This window comes from Granulicella paludicola, assembly GCF_025685545.1.
GTDB classification, from domain to species: Bacteria; Acidobacteriota; Terriglobia; order Terriglobales; family Acidobacteriaceae; genus Granulicella; species Granulicella paludicola.
In genome coordinates, this window is record NZ_JAGSYC010000025.1 from 452,974 (window position 1) to 468,664 (window position 15,691).

The 15,691-nt window shown below is 61.1% G+C and carries 11 protein-coding genes; 3 read left to right on the forward strand and 8 right to left on the reverse strand.

Translation table 11 applies throughout. The features are described from left to right. Nucleotides 1-33: 33 nt before the first annotated feature. Complete coding sequence (locus tag OHL14_RS13685) at nucleotides 34-903, forward strand: sugar phosphate isomerase/epimerase family protein (RefSeq protein ID WP_263380287.1); 870 nt, start codon at nucleotides 34-36, stop codon at nucleotides 901-903. Nucleotides 904-1,054: 151 nt separating this feature from the next. Here the strand turns inward: OHL14_RS13685 and metG are convergent, their stop codons facing one another. The 3 genes from metG to OHL14_RS13700 all read right to left on the reverse strand — a co-directional run bounded on the left by metG (nucleotide 1,055) and on the right by OHL14_RS13700 (nucleotide 6,552). Beyond that, nucleotides 1,055-3,487, reverse strand: a complete 2,433-nt coding sequence (gene metG / locus OHL14_RS13690; RefSeq protein WP_263379913.1) for a methionine--tRNA ligase subunit beta — start codon at nucleotides 3,485-3,487, stop codon at nucleotides 1,055-1,057. Between the two features lie 119 nt (nucleotides 3,488-3,606). Next, nucleotides 3,607-4,980: an MFS transporter gene (locus OHL14_RS13695; RefSeq protein ID WP_263379914.1), complete on the reverse strand. Its 1,374-nt coding sequence runs from the start codon at nucleotides 4,978-4,980 to the stop codon at nucleotides 3,607-3,609. A 168-nt stretch (nucleotides 4,981-5,148) separates the two neighbouring features. After that, nucleotides 5,149-6,552, reverse strand: coding sequence for an O-antigen ligase family protein (locus OHL14_RS13700; RefSeq protein WP_263379915.1), 1,404 nt, complete (start codon nucleotides 6,550-6,552; stop codon nucleotides 5,149-5,151). Between the two features lie 217 nt (nucleotides 6,553-6,769). On the opposite strand from OHL14_RS13700, the gene OHL14_RS13705 reads away from it, so the two are divergent. Both OHL14_RS13705 and OHL14_RS13710 read left to right on the forward strand, forming a co-directional pair. Next, nucleotides 6,770-7,243, forward strand: coding sequence for a DUF2127 domain-containing protein (locus OHL14_RS13705; protein WP_263379916.1), 474 nt, complete (start codon nucleotides 6,770-6,772; stop codon nucleotides 7,241-7,243). A gap of 131 nt (nucleotides 7,244-7,374) precedes the next feature. Next, nucleotides 7,375-8,517 carry a hypothetical protein gene (locus OHL14_RS13710; protein ID WP_263379917.1) on the forward strand — a complete coding sequence of 381 codons (1,143 nt, stop codon included), beginning with the start codon at nucleotides 7,375-7,377 and terminating at the stop codon, nucleotides 8,515-8,517. Nucleotides 8,518-8,538: 21 nt separating this feature from the next. Here the strand turns inward: OHL14_RS13710 and OHL14_RS13715 are convergent, their stop codons facing one another. The 5 genes from OHL14_RS13715 to mtnA form a co-directional block, all read right to left on the reverse strand. Then, a complete protein-coding gene (locus OHL14_RS13715; RefSeq protein WP_263379918.1) occupies nucleotides 8,539-8,844 on the reverse strand; it encodes a permease in 306 nt (101 codons plus the stop codon). A gap of 170 nt (nucleotides 8,845-9,014) precedes the next feature. Then, entirely contained in the window at nucleotides 9,015-10,592 is a 1,578-nt protein-coding gene (locus OHL14_RS13720) for a VWA domain-containing protein (protein WP_263379919.1), read from the reverse strand. 126 nt (nucleotides 10,593-10,718) lie between these two features. Continuing rightward, complete coding sequence (locus OHL14_RS13725; RefSeq protein WP_263379920.1) at nucleotides 10,719-12,524, reverse strand: VWA domain-containing protein; 1,806 nt, start codon at nucleotides 12,522-12,524, stop codon at nucleotides 10,719-10,721. 138 nt (nucleotides 12,525-12,662) lie between these two features. After that, nucleotides 12,663-14,492, reverse strand: coding sequence for a VWA domain-containing protein (locus tag OHL14_RS13730; protein WP_263379921.1), 1,830 nt, complete (start codon nucleotides 14,490-14,492; stop codon nucleotides 12,663-12,665). Between the two features lie 106 nt (nucleotides 14,493-14,598). Further along, nucleotides 14,599-15,645 carry an S-methyl-5-thioribose-1-phosphate isomerase gene (mtnA, locus tag OHL14_RS13735; RefSeq protein ID WP_263379922.1) on the reverse strand — a complete coding sequence of 349 codons (1,047 nt, stop codon included), beginning with the start codon at nucleotides 15,643-15,645 and terminating at the stop codon, nucleotides 14,599-14,601. Nucleotides 15,646-15,691 lie beyond the last annotated feature (46 nt).

Genomic DNA, 15,691 nt, shown 5'->3' on the forward strand with positions numbered 1-15,691 from the left:
TTCCGTCGAGCTGGAGGTTTGGCCTTGGAGCAGATGACGCGGCGTGGTTTTGTGCAGTTTGCAGGCATGGGAGTTATAGGTGCGACGATAGCGGGGCGCAGCGCGCTGGCGGCACCGTGGGGCAGGCCGGTGGGGTTGCAGTTGTACTCTGTGCGGGAGCAGCTGGCGAAGGACTATGAGGGCACGCTGAAGCAGGTAGGGGCGATCGGGTATCGCGATGTGGAGGCGGCGGGCTTCTATAACCGAACGGCGGAGCAGGTGAAGCAGGCGATGGCGGACGCGCAGGTGAAGTGTGTCGGAGCGCACTATGCGTACACGGCGCTGGCTCCGAATGTGGACAAGATCATCGAGTTCCACAAGACGCTGGGCTGTCCGTCGGTGGTGTGCGCGTATTCGTCGCATCGAGAGGCTGCGGCGAAGGGAGAGTTCACCATCGATGATCTGAGGTGGACGATCGAGCAGTTGAATGGAATTGGCGAGAAGCTGCGGAAGGAAGGGTTGCAGCTGGGGTATCACAATCACACGCCGGAGTTCGTGCGGGAGAACGGTGTGCTGGCGTATGACGCGATGATGGCTGCGGCGGACCCGAAGCTGATCACGTTCGAGATGGACTGTGGTTGGGTGAAGGTCGGTGGCGGCGATCCGGTGGAGCTGTTGAAGAAGTATCCGACGCGGATCTCGCTGCTGCATGTGAAGGACTTCAAGCCGAAGGCTGATCCAAGTGCGAAGGGCACGCCTCCGCCGGCGGAGCTGGGACGAGGAACGATCGACTACAGGCCGATCTTTGCGGCGGCGAAGGCTTCGAACATCAAACACATCTTTGTGGAGCAGGAAGGGTTTGATATGCCGCCGATGGAGGCTCTGAAGGTGGACTATGACTATGTGAATGGGTTGAAGGGGTGAGACCGGGGCTGGCGGGGACGGGTGCCGGGGCTTGAGACAAAAGCAGATTCCCTTCGGGAATGACAAAAAGAAGAGGAAGACGAGGCGGTGGGATAGCAAGCAGGAAACACCCTTCACTCAACGTGAAGGGTGTTTTCGTTATGGGTGCGGGCTACTTGAGGCGGGTGCCTACGGGGACGCCTTCGGGGACGGTGGCGAGGAAGGGCTTGCCGCCTTCTTCGCTGGCAGCAAGGAGCATGCCGTGCGATTCGAGGCCGCGCATCTTTCGAGGGGCGAGGTTGGTGATGACGATGATGCGTTTGCCGACCATCTCTTCTGGGGTGTAGTGCTCGGCGATGCCGGAGAGGATCTGGCGGGTGCCGAGGGGCCCGAGGTCGACCTCGAGGCGGAGCAGCTTGTCGGCCTTGGGGATGCGCTCGCAGACCTTGACCTCGGCGATGCGGAGCTCGACCTTGACGAAGTCGTCGATGGTGATCTCGGGCGAGGCATCGGAGACGGCAGGCGCGGCAGGTGGCGTGGCGAAGATGCCTGAGGCGGGGGCTTCGGTGTGCGAGGGCGTGGTGCTGGGGCCGGTGGTGTGCGCTGCGCTGCCGCCGACGGTGAGGGTGCCCGAGGGCTCGTCGAGTGAGGCGGTGCGCGGCGGGGCGGCGGGGTCGGTGGTGGCGGGAGTTTTCAGTTTTCCGTTCTCAATTGTCAGGGGTGTGGGGTTTTCCAGGTCGATCATGATTTGTGCAAGTCCTTTGTCGGCGCGGGGGAAGATGGGGCCGAGGGTGCCGAGTTGCGTTCCGGGTTTGAGGCCGCCCCAGATGAGGTGGGCGAGTTCGCCGTCGGTGGCGGCGAGGTTGATGTCGCCGAGGCCAAGCTGCTGCCACACCTTGGCGGTGATGGTCGGGCAGATGGGGAAGAGCGTGCCGGAGATCCAGCGGATGGCTTCGGCGGAGACGTAGAGAACGGTGGCAAGCTGGTCGGCCTTGGTGGGGTCCTTGGCGAGCTTCCATGGTGCGGCGGCGGAGATGAAGCCGTCGACCACGGTGATGAAGGCTGCGACTTCGGTGAGGAAGGTGGAGAAGTCGGTGTCGCGGAGAGTGGCGAGCTTCTTCTGGAAGGCGATGGCGGCGGCGCCAACGACGGAGGTGTCGATGGCATCGGTGCCGGGGACTTCGAAGATGGGCGAGGGCACGGCTCCGGCGAAGTACTGCTGGATCATGTTGAGCGTGCGGCTGACGAGGTTGCCGTAGCCGTTGGCGAGGTCGGCGTTGTAGCGCGTGATCATCGCGTCGAAGCTGAAGCTGCCATCCTGGCCGAAGGGGATCTCGCGGAGCAGGAAATAGCGAAGGACGTCGGTGGCGAAGAGGTCGCGGTCGCGTTGATTCGCCTCAGGGGCTAAAGCCCCTTCTTCTCTTATGGGGCTTGTGACGGACGGGCTGAAGCCCGTCCCCTTCAAAGCGAGAGGCGGAGGGCAGAGGCGACCGAAGCCTTCGAGGATGGTTTCGCTGCGGACGACGTTGCCCTTTGACTTGGACATCTTCGCGTTGTCGAAAAGGAGCCAGCCGTTGGCGGTGATGGCTTTAGGGGTGGCGATGTCGGCGGCCATGAGGAAGGCGGGCCAGTAGACGCAGTGGAAGCGCGTGATCTCCTTGCCGACGAGATGAAGGTCGGCGGGCCAGAACTTCTGCCAGAGGGAGTCGTCGTCGCTGCCGTAGCCGAGGGCGGTCATGTAGTTGGCGAGGGCGTCGAGCCAGACATAGACGACGTGCGGCTTGGTCGCGCCTGCGGCCTTCTGAATGTCTTCAGGGACGGGGATGCCCCAGGAGAAGCTGCTGCGGGAGATGCTTAGGTCTTTGAGGGCACCGGGAATGTAGTAGAGATCTTCGCCGAACTTCTCTAAGAGCCCCTTCTGATGCGCGAGATCGAAGGCTTCGAACACTTCGAGAGGCTCGCTATGCTCAGCGCCTAACTCTTCATTAGAGAGTTCCAGAATAGAGTTCCAATCTCCACGAACAAAACTTAGAACTTCGTTACGCGCAGATGGAGGTGTTATTGCAAGTTTGTTTGATTCGATAAGGTCTAGCAGAGGCTTCTGAAACGCGCTCAGCTTGAAGAAGAAGTTTTCTTCGGTGACCTCTTCGAGGAGCTTGCCGCAGTCGGGGCAGGGGGTGCCGACGGGGGCGTCGACGAAGGCCTCGTCGGAGACGCAGTAGGCGCCGGTGTAGCTGTCGAGGTAGATGAAGCCGTTCTCGTAGAGCTTGCGGAAGAGCTGCTGCACGCCCTGCTTGTGGCGGGGCTCGGTGGTGCGGATGTAGTCGTTGTAGGTGATGCCCATGCGGTCCCACAGGGTGCGGAACTGGGCGGAGACCTTGTCCGTGAACTGCTGCGGCGGGATGCCGGCTGCTGCGGCGCTGCGCTCGATTTTCTGGCCGTGCTCGTCGGTGCCGGTAAGAAAGAAGGTTTCTTCACCGAGAAGGCGGTGGCGGCGCGCGAGGACGTCGCCGACGATGGTGGTGTAGGCGTGGCCGATGTGCGGGCGGGCGTTGACGTAGTAGATCGGCGTGGTGAGGTAGTAGGTTTTTGGCTGGTCTGGCATGTTTCGCTCAGTCCACAGTTTACAGGGGAAGGGAGACAGGAGTGAGAAGACCGTAGACAGGAAAAGAATCCTGCCAATCTGGTCTGCTCACTCCTGTCTCCTCACCGCTGTTTGCCGCCTTAGATGTCTTCGCCTTCGGCTTCGAGTTCGGCGGTGAGCGTTGGGTCGATCGGAGCTCCGAGGCGGGGAACGAGGAGTTGGAAGATCAGCAGCGCAAGCAGGTAGGCTCCTGCGGCCATGGAGAAGACGAGCAGCTGGTGGAGCGAGAGGTTGCGCTTGACGATCCAGGTGAAGCAGGCACCGCCGACCGCTCCGGCTGCTCCGCCAATGCCGACGACGGTGGAGATGGCGGTGGAGGGGAACATGTCGCCGGGAGTTGAGAAGATGTTGGCGGACCAGCCCTGGTGGGCGGCGGCGGCGATGGCGATGAGCAGCGTCGCGGGCCAGGCGTTTGAGGGGAAGAGGTGTGCCATCTGCGGTACGAAGATGACGGGAAGCACGAGGATTGCCATGGCGAGCATGGCGAGCTTGCGGCCGGCGTTGACGGTGTAGCCGCGGCTCATGAGGAAGCCGGAGAGCGAGCCGCCGAAGATGGAGCCGACCGACGACACCATGTAAACGGCGACGATGTACCAGTAGGCGTCCTTGAGCGAGAGGCCGTAGTTGCGGTTGAGGAACTGGGGGAGATAGAAGAGGTAGAACCACCAGACGCCATCGGTAAGGCCCTTGCCGATGGCGAAGGCATAGAGGCCGGGGCGGGCGAGGAGGGCGGAGAGCGGCAGGACGCCGTGGGCCTTCTGCGAGGCGAAGTCGGCTTCGAGGTTGACCTGAGTCTGCGTGGCTCCGCGACGGAGCTTGTTGTAGGGGAAGAGCAGCCAGAGGACGAGCCAGATCATGCCCATGGAGCCGGTGGTGAGGAAGGCGGCGCGCCAGCCGTAGCGAATGGTGACGAAGGGGATGAGCGCGGGGGCGATGAGCGCAGAGGCGTTCGCGCCGGAGTTGAAGAGGCCGACGGCCTTGGCGCGCTCGCGGGTGGGGAACCACTCGGAGACAGCCTTGATGGCGGCGGGGAAGTTGCCGGATTCGCCGAGGCCGAGGAAGATGCGCGCGACGCAGAAGCCGGCGACCGAGGTGACGAGCGAGTGCGACATCGAGGACAGGCCCCAGATGCCGATGGCGAGGGCGTAGCCGGTCTTGGTGCCGAGCTTGTCGATGACGCGGCCTGCGACGAGGAAACCAATGCCGTAGGCGAGCTGGAAGTAGATGAGGACGTTGCCGAAGTTGTTATCGAAGACAGGTTGATGGAACTTGTCGGCGGCGGCGTTCCAGCCCATGAAGGAGACGTTGTGCAGCAGCGGCTCGACCAGACCGAAGACGTTGCGGTCCATGTAGTTGATGGTCGTGGCGAGGAAGAGCAGGAAGCAGACGACCCAGCGGATATTGTTGGACTGCTCGGGTGCGTTTGCGGTGAACTCTTGGGAGGCTGCGGACATGCTTGGGGGCTCCGGGTGCGGCTGAATGGGTGCAGCGGGCTGCGCCCGGCGGGTCTGTACCCGGTGCTCAGGGCGGTATGACAGCTGTGTCGACTTGCCAGATGAGGATAGCTTGCCGGAGGCGATGGCTGTCAAGACGCAGGGCTGGCGATCGGTCGTGGGGAGCGACTAGGCAGCTAGTTCGAGCGGGGCGTAGGGATCGCTTTGACTCAAAGATGCGGCGTGCAGCGCAAATTGTTCCGTACGGATGCGCTTGGCTTCGACGGCGAGGCCGCAGCACGCGACGATGTAGAGGATCGAGAGCAGATCGTTAGGCCACATGACTGTCTCTTCATCCACGTTGTAGAGCAGTGAGAGGACAAGCACGCCGAAGTACCACTCGATGCCTGCGGTGCGGCCGTATTTGAAGCAGAACCAGGCGTTTTTTAGCGCCATGACCAGCGTCGCGAGGAAGATGGTGGTGCCGAACAGGCCGAGCTGCAGAACGATCTCAAGCAGGCCGTTGTGCGCGTAGCCGAAGAACCAGTGGGCGGCGGTAATGACGTTGCCGGATTCGCCTTCCATGCCCTGCCAGAAGGCGTAGTAGCCGTAGCCGAGGGTAGGATGCTTGGCGATGGAGTCGAAGAGCAGCGCCCAGATCTCGGTGCGTCCGGTGAGGCTCATGTCTCGGCCGAACAGGGCGAGGACGGGAGCGATAAGCGTGTCTCCGAAGAGAAAGAAGGTGACGGCCACGACGCCCACGATCGACCCGAAGAACAGTGCTGTTTTGCGTTCGAGCCTGCGCGAGAGTTGCACCATGGTCATGATTGCCGCGAAGGCAAAGACTACGCCGAGGGCCGTGACGGCCTTCGCCATGACGATGACGGCGAGCAGCGCGATTGCATAGATCACGTTGCGCCAGCGGCTGCGCGCGGCGGTGAAGATCAATGCGGGACTTAGAAGGAAGACAGTGGTCTTCGCCGAGGTGACGCGGTCCTCAAAGATGCCGTTCCACGCACCGAGCGTACGCGGGTCGGAGTTCGAAACGCCCCAGTGTGGGAACACGAACACCATGACGAGATCCAGCAGGACGACGAGGACGCCTAGACGCATCATCAGTCCCATAATCTCTTCAGATGAAAACCGCAGGACGAGATAGTAGGCGAACAGCGTGCCGATAAGGTAGAAGCCACCGCTGTAGAAGGACCTGACAGGATCCTGGGACCAGAGTGCGGAGGCCATGGTCAGAAACGCGAGGAAGGTGAAGAGCTTGCGTTCCACCGTCATCTGCAGCACGCCGCGGTAGTTCGTCAGGAGCGCCCACAGTACGACCCCATAGGCGATGCCCGGCAGGATGACTGCACCGAAGATGCCTCTCTGGTGCGAGGTCGCCTTCATGACGGTGGCCTGGCTCATCGCTACGCTCTGATCGCCGTCTCCCATGAGCGAGAAGAAGCCATGTACCGCAAAGAAAAGCAGAGGTAGCAGAAGCATAGCCGTGAAGAGACGGCGCTTCGAGGCAGAGTCGTCGCTTGCGTTCACAGGCAGCGATGCCGTCTCCAACTCGATCTCTTCAGCTACGGCAACCGTCATGCTTCTCCTCATGTGAATTACGGATCGGACTTGTCGCACTCCACAGAATCGAGTGTCGGGGATTTTAGGCTCCGATACATCGGCGATGATCGACAAACAGAGAAAAGACGATTTCGGGGGCTTCTACGGCAGGATAGTGTAAGTCCTGTGTGGCACAGCTAAAATCAGTGCGGGGAATGACATACACCCAATCGTCGCCAAGGTGGATCACACACTTATGAAGAAGAAAGATAGTGGGCTGCTTCGCCTGATTGCGCTGTTCAAGCTGGTCAAGGCGCTCTCGTTGATCGCGGTTGGGGTGGGCGCTCTGAAGCTGTTCCATAACAACAATGCTGCCGAGGCCGTGACCGGATGGGCAGCGAAGTTCGGGTTCAATCCGGGTGGGCCGCTGGTCGACCATGCGTTGGGCAAGATCGCGAACCTGCCACCGAAGGACTTCAAGGAGCTCGGCATTGGGAGCTTTGTGTATGCTGCGCTGTTTCTGACCGAGGGGTTCGGGTTGTGGCTGGCGAAGCCCTGGGCGGAGTGGTTCACGGCGATTATTACGGGCTCGCTGGTGCCGCTGGAGATCTATGAGATCTATCGGCATCCCACGGCGGTGAAGGTCATCGTGCTGCTGCTCAACATTGCCATCGTTGTGTATCTGGTGGTGCGGATTCGCAGGGAACGGACGGAGAAGTCGGAGGGCTAAAGAGGCCGTACTGGCGGCATTTCTGGTTTGACAGCGAACGGATAGCCCGATAGTTTGAACTCGAAGACCTCCATCGCCTTGTTGTTCCTACTTCTCTCACTCCGCGGAACCCGGAAGGTGCCTGCCTGGACATGGACCACAAAAGCACGGAGTCTCCGCACGAACACAAACGAATCGGAAGGTTTCGCCGCTATGTGCTGGCGCCTGCGTCGATCCTGCTGACGATCGCCTATGTGCTCTCGTTTGTCGGTGAGGTGCGCGAGACGATGCACAAGCGGCACGAGGAACACCCTGCGGAGTCGGAGCCTTCGGTGTGGGCGGGAATGCGTGACAGCGTGGATCGTCAGCTGCAGCAGATACGCGGCGTCGATGCTAGGTCGTTGGCTGGCAGCTTCAGCCGCGATCTGGACACACACGATTGCAGCTGGAGGTTCCAGTGCAAAGAGCGGCCGGTCCGCTGGGTGCTCCCCAGTCTGCCCGCGCAGCGGCCTGTCGACCTGAAGGCGTTTGGCGTTGACACGACTCTTAGAAGTGCATCGGCTGCTCTTGCGGGCCAGCCTGCGGCTTCGCAGGTCTCGAAGGTTTATTCGCTACCCACTCCTGCAGGGCCGCACAAGGACCTGTCCAACGCGTTCGATACGGTGCAGCCGAAGCAGGTGTTTAGCGATGAGGACCTGCATGCGCTGCTTGTGGAGAAGCCGAAGGGAACTGTTCTTCAGCAGATCCCAACAAAAGAAGAGGCTCTGCCTGCTCCGAGCGCGTTCAACCTGCAAAACAACGCTCCTACGCTGGCGCAGTTGAACCAGCAGGATTCGGGTGCTCAGAAGCTCCTGCTCGAACAAGATATGCCACCCGCGGCCGTTATCCGGTTCGGGGTGATCCCTATTCCGACGTTCCATACGATCTTCGGTACACCGCGTGCGCTTCGAGTCACTTTGAGCAGGATTGGGTCGGCGGGTGGATGGGCAGTCGCTATGTTTTTGATCTGCACCTTCTTCTATGCGGTGATCTTGAAGAGCCTGAGTACAGGTCGCGACGGTAACCCCCTGGTTGCGCTGATTATGGCCGTGGGTGCGCCGGTGGGGATTCCGCTGATGGTGCAGTGTGTGCAGTGGGTGGCGGGTGGCCTGTTCTATGGGGTTTCGTGGGTGCTTGGCGAGATCGTTTTGCTCGCGGCGTACGCAGGCGGTATCGGGCTGATCGCTGCGCTACCGCATATCTACAAAGCGCCGCGCGAGGTCATCGAAGCGGCTGAGGTGATACGGAACGTCTAGCGGCTCGCTGGTTTGTGGCGGCTAATGCGAGCTGCTGAACCAGTAAAAATAGGGGTAGAGCAGGAAGAAGGCGATGAGGGTGATCGCCATGAGGTCTGCGTAGAGGCAGAGGATGACGCCCGCGTGATAGAAGTTCCAGCGACGCTGGATACAGCGCAGGGTGTCGGCTGTGCCGACGAAGCTGGTGATCAGCGGCAGAGCGATCCAGGGGTTGGCCTGGATGCGGGGAGCATGCGAGAGAAGGATCGCGAGCACGAAGCTGCCGCCGACGAGAAGATTGCCTCGGAGGAGGGACTTGTGGCGGGGATGGAGTGTTGCGATGTGCAAAGCGCTACCACGGCGGATTTCGGCCTGGGGTAAGTCTAGCGCGTGGGAGAAGGTGCGGTGGCTAGAGCGTGCCAGTTATCGACCAGCGTTTTGATGGGAGTCTGGGAATGGTGCGGACATTCCACTTCTGGTGATACGGGTGCCGGGACAGATTCTGAAAGAGGATGAGTTCAATGGTTTGGCGTGGGGGCTGGAGGGAGCTGGGCGACTGAAGAGGCTGGGAGTTCGACTACGCCGACGCGGTTGCTGTTGGCGTCGTTGATGGCGATGCGAAGGAAGCTTTCCTGACGCAGAGGGACGCTGACCTCGAGGTGCATGGAGATAGGGGCGGTCGTGAACTTCTGTGCCTGGTCGGGTGAAAGGTTTACGGCGATGCCTTTTCCTTCGGAGTTGAGGAGGCGTCCGTTCATGTCGTAGACGTAGGCGAAGAACTGGACCTTGATGGCGCGTCTGCCGTCGGGCTGGGGAAGCTGGGTGAACTGGTTGCCGAGGGCGATGTAGTCGATGGCATAGCGTTGCCAGGGGCCAGGAACCTTATAGCTGGGGTTTTCGGTGTTGGTGGGCGCGACCTTGGGCTCGGGTGGGGTGGAGGCGGGCAGCACGCGGACTTTGAAGAAGATGTCGGAGGGAGCGGGCGCACCGCGCGTAATCGCAGCTTGCAGGTAGGCGTCCGAGGGCTTGCCGGGCGCGGCGTAGAGGAAGCGTGGATAGGCGAGCTTCTCGCCAGCGTTTGTGGTCGCGATCTGTATCGGTTGAGCCGCCTTCGCTTCCGGCGGGTTTGTAGGCGTGAAGGTAAGCGTGTAAGCGGTGGCGCCTGCGCGGATCGCAGCGGCGACGGTAGCCGGCAGGTCGGTGGTGTCAAAGAATGGCTCGCCGCTGGTGGCTTCGGCCAGCTGCGTCATGATGGCATGCTGCGTAGAGTCGGAGATGTCTTTTGTGGCGCTGGCGGGGAGCAGACCGCGAGCGTCGATCGGGAAGACGGCCACGTGCGCGTCGGCAAGCAGGGCGCGGGTTTCGTAGAGCTCGTCGGCATTGAGAGTGGAGGGTTTGGCTGGGTCGGCGAGCAGGCCCTCAGGGAAGGATGCCGAGAGCCAGAGAAGATTCTTGCGACCGGGCAGTCCGGCGAAAAAGTGAGCGAGAATGTTTAGCGCGTCGAGCGTCTTCTGCGGGCGTAGTTGGGTGTCGACCGAGGCGGCCTGAGCGATGAACTGCTGCAGGTTCGCGGCAAGGAGAGCTTCGGATGGCGAGGCGCCATCGTTGGCGCGGTCGGTGGCGGCGCGCGGAATGAGCTTGTGCTCGACGGCGTCCTTCAGCGGCTGCGGGCTGGTGAAGCCTTGCAGCAGGATGACGTGATCCGCGAGTCCGAAGATCGCCAGCGGCGTCGCAGGATTGTCATGCGCGGTAAGTTGCTGCAGCTGGGTGCGAAGGTAGGCGGGGGACTTCGAGGGGGTGTTAAGTGCGTCGATGAGGAGGATGTTGAGCGTGGCGTTCGGAGCGACCGGCGCGACGTCGGTCAGTGTGCCAGGCGGAAGATCGAAGGGCCGGGGAGAGGCGGCGGTCGCTGGCTGAGGTTCCAGCTTGAGGATCGTCTGCGGTTGGTTCGCAAGAGAAAGATGCAGGTCGTCGGCCTTGAGGGGCTGGGCTGCGCGAACGGTGATCGTCCGTGGCGTTGCCGGTGCCGTCTGGGCGTGCGCGCACAGAGGGACGAGCGCGAGAAGAGCCAGGGATTTGTAAAGCGAACGGACCAACAGCAACCTCCTGATGATGCTTGGATGCAAGGCGAAGGGCCTCGGACGATGGGATCATCCGAGGTCGCGAAAGAACATCTGGAGGGTTGACGGGATTGGTGTGGCGAGAGTTGCGGAAGTGCGCGTTTAGTGGGTCGGAGCCGGTGCTCTGGGGGCTGGCGGCGGAAGGTGGCTGACCGAGGCTACGGGAACTTCAACGGCTCCGTAATGATCGGCGGGGACGTCTTCAACACCGATGCGCAGGTAGGTCTCGGTGGAATCGGGGACGCTGATCTCCATGTGGTTTTGGACGGCGGCCTTCATAAAACGCTCGTAGAGGTCGGGTTTGAGGTTGAGGGTGTAGTTCTTGTGCGCGGCGACGAGGAGCTTGCCGTCGCGGTCATAGGCGAAGACCGTGAACTTGAGCTGGCCCACGTGATTGCCGTTGGGCTGCGCGGTGAAGGTTATCGCCGTCGGAAGGAGAGCGTAGTCGACGTTGTAACGATGGAAGGGGCCGGGTGCGGGGTGCGCCGGGTCGAGAGCATTGTCGCGGGCGAGCGTGGTTTCAGACGCAGAGGAGGCTGGTAGGACGCGGACCTTGAAGAGGATGTCCTCGGGCTGCGGAGCACCACGGGCCATGGCAGCGCGGTCGTAGGTGAGAGCTCCGTGCTGCATGTAAGCGGCGGCTTCGATCTCCGATGCCGTTGCGGTCGGGTCGACGGGCTTGAGGCGGTTAGGCGGATCGGCAAAGTAGCCCGGCCGATAGCTCAGCTTTGTATCGTGCGCAGCCGAAGCGAGATCGACGTGGATGGAGCGGTAGGAGTGGTTCCAGTTGCGATCGGTGGGAACGTAGGTGAGCGTGTAGTAGTTCGAGCCGATGTCGATCGCTTCGCGCGTGGCTTCGGTAAGACCGTTGGTGTTGTAGAAGGCCTTGCCGCCGGTGGCTTCGGCGAGGGTCTCCATGGAGGTGTGGTCCTGGAACCGGGAGTCGGCAAAGCTCGCGTGTGCTGCGGCTGTGGGTCTCGCACTGCGCGACGCGAGCGCTGCGTTGGCGCCTGCGTCTGCGGGGTTCCACATGGGGTCCACCTCAAGCTGGCGCGCGTCGATGGGATACACGGCGATCTGAGCGCGGGAGAGAAGGACAGCCGAGCGGTGGAACACATTTTGATTGACAGGGTTGACGGGGAAGCCGGCGGAGAACCAGAGCAGATTTTTACGCCCCGAGAAGCTGGAGAGGTAGCGGGCGATGCTGTTGAAGGCGTCGAGTGTGCTTTGCAGCCGCTCGGTGTTCTGAATGTCGCTGGTCATTCTGTCGAACGCGGCCATGTTAGCCATGAATTCAGGAGTGTAGGAGTCGCTCATCTCTTCGGTGAGGGTCTGGCTGTCAGCGCCATCGCCCACCGGGCGATTCAGCTTGGTGGAGCTGTGTGGCGTTACCTTGTGATCTATGACGGCTTTGAGGGTTGCGATGTCGGAGGTGAAGCCCTGGAGCAGGATCAGGCGATCGGTGAGGCCGAAGATGGCGATGCGGTCTCCAGGATGCGCCTGGTCGATGAACTTCTTGAGCTGCTGATGAAGAACAGCCTGATTGACCATGGGCGTATTGAGGCTATCGACAAGCAGGACATTCAGTGCGCCGCCAGCAGGGACAGGCGTGAAGTTGGTGAAGGTCCCAGGCAGCATGCTGCCCGCTGTGGTTGTGGTGGCAGGTGCGGTGACGGGGGTGTGCTCTTCGAAGCTGCGGATTGCTTGAGCGTTTTTGTCTTCTGTGAGGTTGAAGTCTGCGGCTTTGAGTCCATGGACAGGTTTCCCGTTGGCGTCCCGCACGACGACGTCCACGACGACGAGCTGGATGCCCGCACCCTGGAGGACCGTGGGTTCTTCAGGAGATTGAGCCACACAGGTAGAGGCGAAGGACAGTGCAGCGGCGAGCAGGGCAAGTGTTCGGAGCATGGTGCGGCCTCAATTAGGGAATGCTGGATTAGAGGGTACGCGGGAAGCTGTATCGAGGCAAGACGAAAAGCATAGAGAAAGAAAGGCTCCAGCCTGTGGCTGGGCCTTCGGGGTGCTGCGAATCTCTAAGAGAGCCCGTCACGGAAGTGAATTGCTGACCGGAGCTTTGGCTGGAGCTTTCTCGGCACTGAGAGCGGCGCTGCTCGGCACTTCGATGACGCCGAAGCGGTTGTCGGTCAGGTCATGAAATCCAAGTCGAAGGAAAGTTGCCTGTTTCGCTGGGGCGCTGACAACCATGTGGAAGCGAAGAGGAGACTTTCGTACTTTTTCGAACTGCTCAGGTGTGAGCGAGAGTTGGAGGCTTTTTGACTGAGAGTTCAGAACGCGTCCTGTTGCATCGTAGACAAAGACGACCGCTTCAACGGCACCGGTACGTTTTCCGCTCGCCCCGACAGGCAAACTGAAGGCGTCTACAGGGGTGACCATATCGATGTCGTACGCCTGCCATTGTCCATGGATATCAGTGCCAGCGTTCGCGGTATTGCCAGGTGCGGGCGATGCCTGAGGAGGTTCGGAGGAAACAGCGAGCCGCGCCTTGAAGAGGATCTCCTGCGGAGCCGGACCGCCGCGCGTCATCGCTGCGCGTGCGTAAAGGGCGGTCGCTTCGCGTCGCGGATCTGACTGCTTGTCGGTATTGGGCTGTGATGCATCCGTCTTGCGGGGGGCGTCGGTGAGGTATCCACGTCGATAGGAAAGCTGTGCTCCATTGACGGGATTCGAGAGGCTTACATGGATGTCACGGTAGGTGCTGAAAGGAGGTGTCGTTGTCGGGTAATAGGCGAGCGTGTAGTAATCGGAGCCCTTAGCCAAGGCTTGCGCGGCTGCTGCAGCGAGATCGTTTGTGTCCAGAATGGCCTCGCCGCCGGTATCGCGAGCCATGGAGTACATGGTGCCTCGCTCCTCGCCTGCCGTCTGGGCGGATTGCACGATTCCCTGCGTGAGGGTCTGTGAGGTGAAGCTGCCGGTGTTCGGTGTAGCCACATCGAGTGAGCCCATGGGTACAGCTAAGCCGCGAGCATCGACGGGATAGACGGCTACCCGGGCACGAGAGAGCAAACTGAGTGTTTCGCGGAACTCGGCATCATTGATGTGAACCGTTCGCGACGACTCTTTGATGTCGGGGTCAGGCGCGAGATCGATGGGAAATGAGCCTGAGAACCACACAACATTCTTGCGGCCTGGAAACGCAGACAGATAATGTGCCAGATCGTTGAAGGCATCGAGGGTGTAGCCAATGCGGGACTCGGTCTGTGCGGCTTTGGCTTCGGCCTCCGCTTGGCTAATGGCTGCAGCTGTCTCAGCAGCGCCGTTTACCTCCGAAAGTGCCTGGGAAAGCGACTCTCCTTGCGAGACGTTTTGCTGGGCGGGTGAACGTGCCGAGAGCTGGTACTCCACGACATTCCGAAGAATGGCAGGATCGGAGGTAAAGCTCTGTAGAAGCAGGAGATGTGAGCCAAGCAGGAAGATCGCCGTTCGTTTTGTGGGATCGGCATGTTGTACATATTTCAGGAGCTGCTTGCGCACGTAGGTCTGGTCGGCGTTGGGTGTGTTCAGAGCGTCGATAAGAAGCACGTTCAGGGTGCCATCCGGCGGTACGGGCGTGTAGTTGGTGAAGGTACCGGGCGGCAGTTCGAGTGCTTTGGGGCTCGTGACAGGTCTTGCGGGAGAGTGCTCTTCAAAGCTGCTCAGAGTCTGGGGATGTTTCTCTTCGGTGAGAACGAAATCGTTGGCCTTTAGCCCTTGAATGGGATGCCCTGCGGCATCACGCACAACGACGTCGACAAGGACGAGCCGCGTGACGACGGTGAGCGATGGAGCAGGACTCTGTGTTGTGGAAGTCGACTGTGCAACAGTTGCAGCACACAGAGTGAAAGAAACGATTGCAATGCAGCGGCTGGTCCAGAGCACAGAGTATCTCCTGGCGACAATATTACCTTCCGTGCATTCTTATGTGGTTCGCGAATTGAATCAGAGCCCCGCCTCGTTCGAAGAGACCGTTGAGACGGGGCCCGAGCTAGGCTTTGTGGGCCATGGCTGCAATGGATTCAGTGAACGGTGCGCGAAGAACGCCGCGTTCGGTGATGATCGCGGTGATGTATTTGGCGGGGGTGACGTCGAAGGCGGGGTTTTCGATGTTGACGCCATCGGGCGTGACCTGGACTCCGTTGACGTGCGTGACCTCGCGGGCGGCGCGCTGCTCGATCGGGATCAAGCTACCGGCTGCGGTTTCAGGGTCGATGGTGTTGAAGGGAGCGGCGACGTAGAAGGGGATGCCGTGCTCCTTCGCGAGGATCGAGACGGAGTAGGTGCCGATCTTGTTGGCGGTGTCTCCGTTGGCGGCGATGCGGTCTGCGCCGACGATGACGGCTTGGATGCGCCCCTGGCCCATGAAGTAGCCGGCCATGTTGTCGCAGATGAGCGTGGTGGGGATGTTGTCTTTGGTGAGCTCCCAGGCGGTGAGGCGTGTGCCCTGGTTGAAGGGGCGAGTCTCATCTGCGAAAACGTCGATCTTCTTGCCAGCCTCGATGGCTGCACGGATGACACCGAGAGCGGAGCCATAGCCGCAGGCAGCGAGCGCGCCCGCGTTGCAGTGGGTGAGCACGGTGGCTTCATCCGGCAGCAGGGCTGCGCCGTTGGCTCCGAGGATGCGGAGGTTGGCGATGTCCTCGTCGTAAAGACAATTGGCGAGGGCTACGACCTGCTGCTTGATTTCGGGGATAGGCGTGTTGGCTGCGGCGAGCTGGTTGTAAAGCTCACGCACCTGCGCGATGCCCCAGAAGAGATTCACTGCTGTGGGGCGGGTCTCGGCAAGCGTCTTGCAGATGATGTCGACTTCTGCGGTCAACTCAGGGATTGAGGTAGCGGTCGAGCGGTCGATGCCAATGGCTACGCCCATGGCGGCGGAGACGCCGATGGCCATGGCTCCGCGCACGATCATGTCACTGATGACGGTGGCCACCTGCTTGTAGTCGGTTGCCAGAACGTAGGTTTCGGTGTGAGGGAGCTTGGTCTGGTCGAGGAAGTTGACGCCCGCAGGCGTCCATTCGAGGGTAGGAATCATATCTCTACCAGTTTAGAGGATGCGGGCGTTGCGTGGACAGCGCGTT

Excerpts from the sequence above, each read along its gene's own strand:
- OHL14_RS13685 (WP_263380287.1), top strand. The coding sequence starts at position 34 with ATGACGCGGCGTGGTTTTGTGCAGTTTGCAGGCATGGGAGTTATAGGT.
- metG (WP_263379913.1), bottom strand. The coding sequence starts at position 3,487 with ATGCCAGACCAGCCAAAAACCTACTACCTCACCACGCCGATCTACTAC.
- OHL14_RS13695 (WP_263379914.1), bottom strand. The coding sequence starts at position 4,980 with ATGTCCGCAGCCTCCCAAGAGTTCACCGCAAACGCACCCGAGCAGTCC.
- OHL14_RS13700 (WP_263379915.1), bottom strand. The coding sequence starts at position 6,552 with ATGACGGTTGCCGTAGCTGAAGAGATCGAGTTGGAGACGGCATCGCTG.
- OHL14_RS13705 (WP_263379916.1), top strand. The coding sequence starts at position 6,770 with ATGAAGAAGAAAGATAGTGGGCTGCTTCGCCTGATTGCGCTGTTCAAG.
- OHL14_RS13710 (WP_263379917.1), top strand. The coding sequence starts at position 7,375 with ATGGACCACAAAAGCACGGAGTCTCCGCACGAACACAAACGAATCGGA.
- OHL14_RS13725 (WP_263379920.1), bottom strand. The coding sequence starts at position 12,524 with ATGCTCCGAACACTTGCCCTGCTCGCCGCTGCACTGTCCTTCGCCTCT.
- mtnA (WP_263379922.1), bottom strand. The coding sequence starts at position 15,645 with ATGATTCCTACCCTCGAATGGACGCCTGCGGGCGTCAACTTCCTCGAC.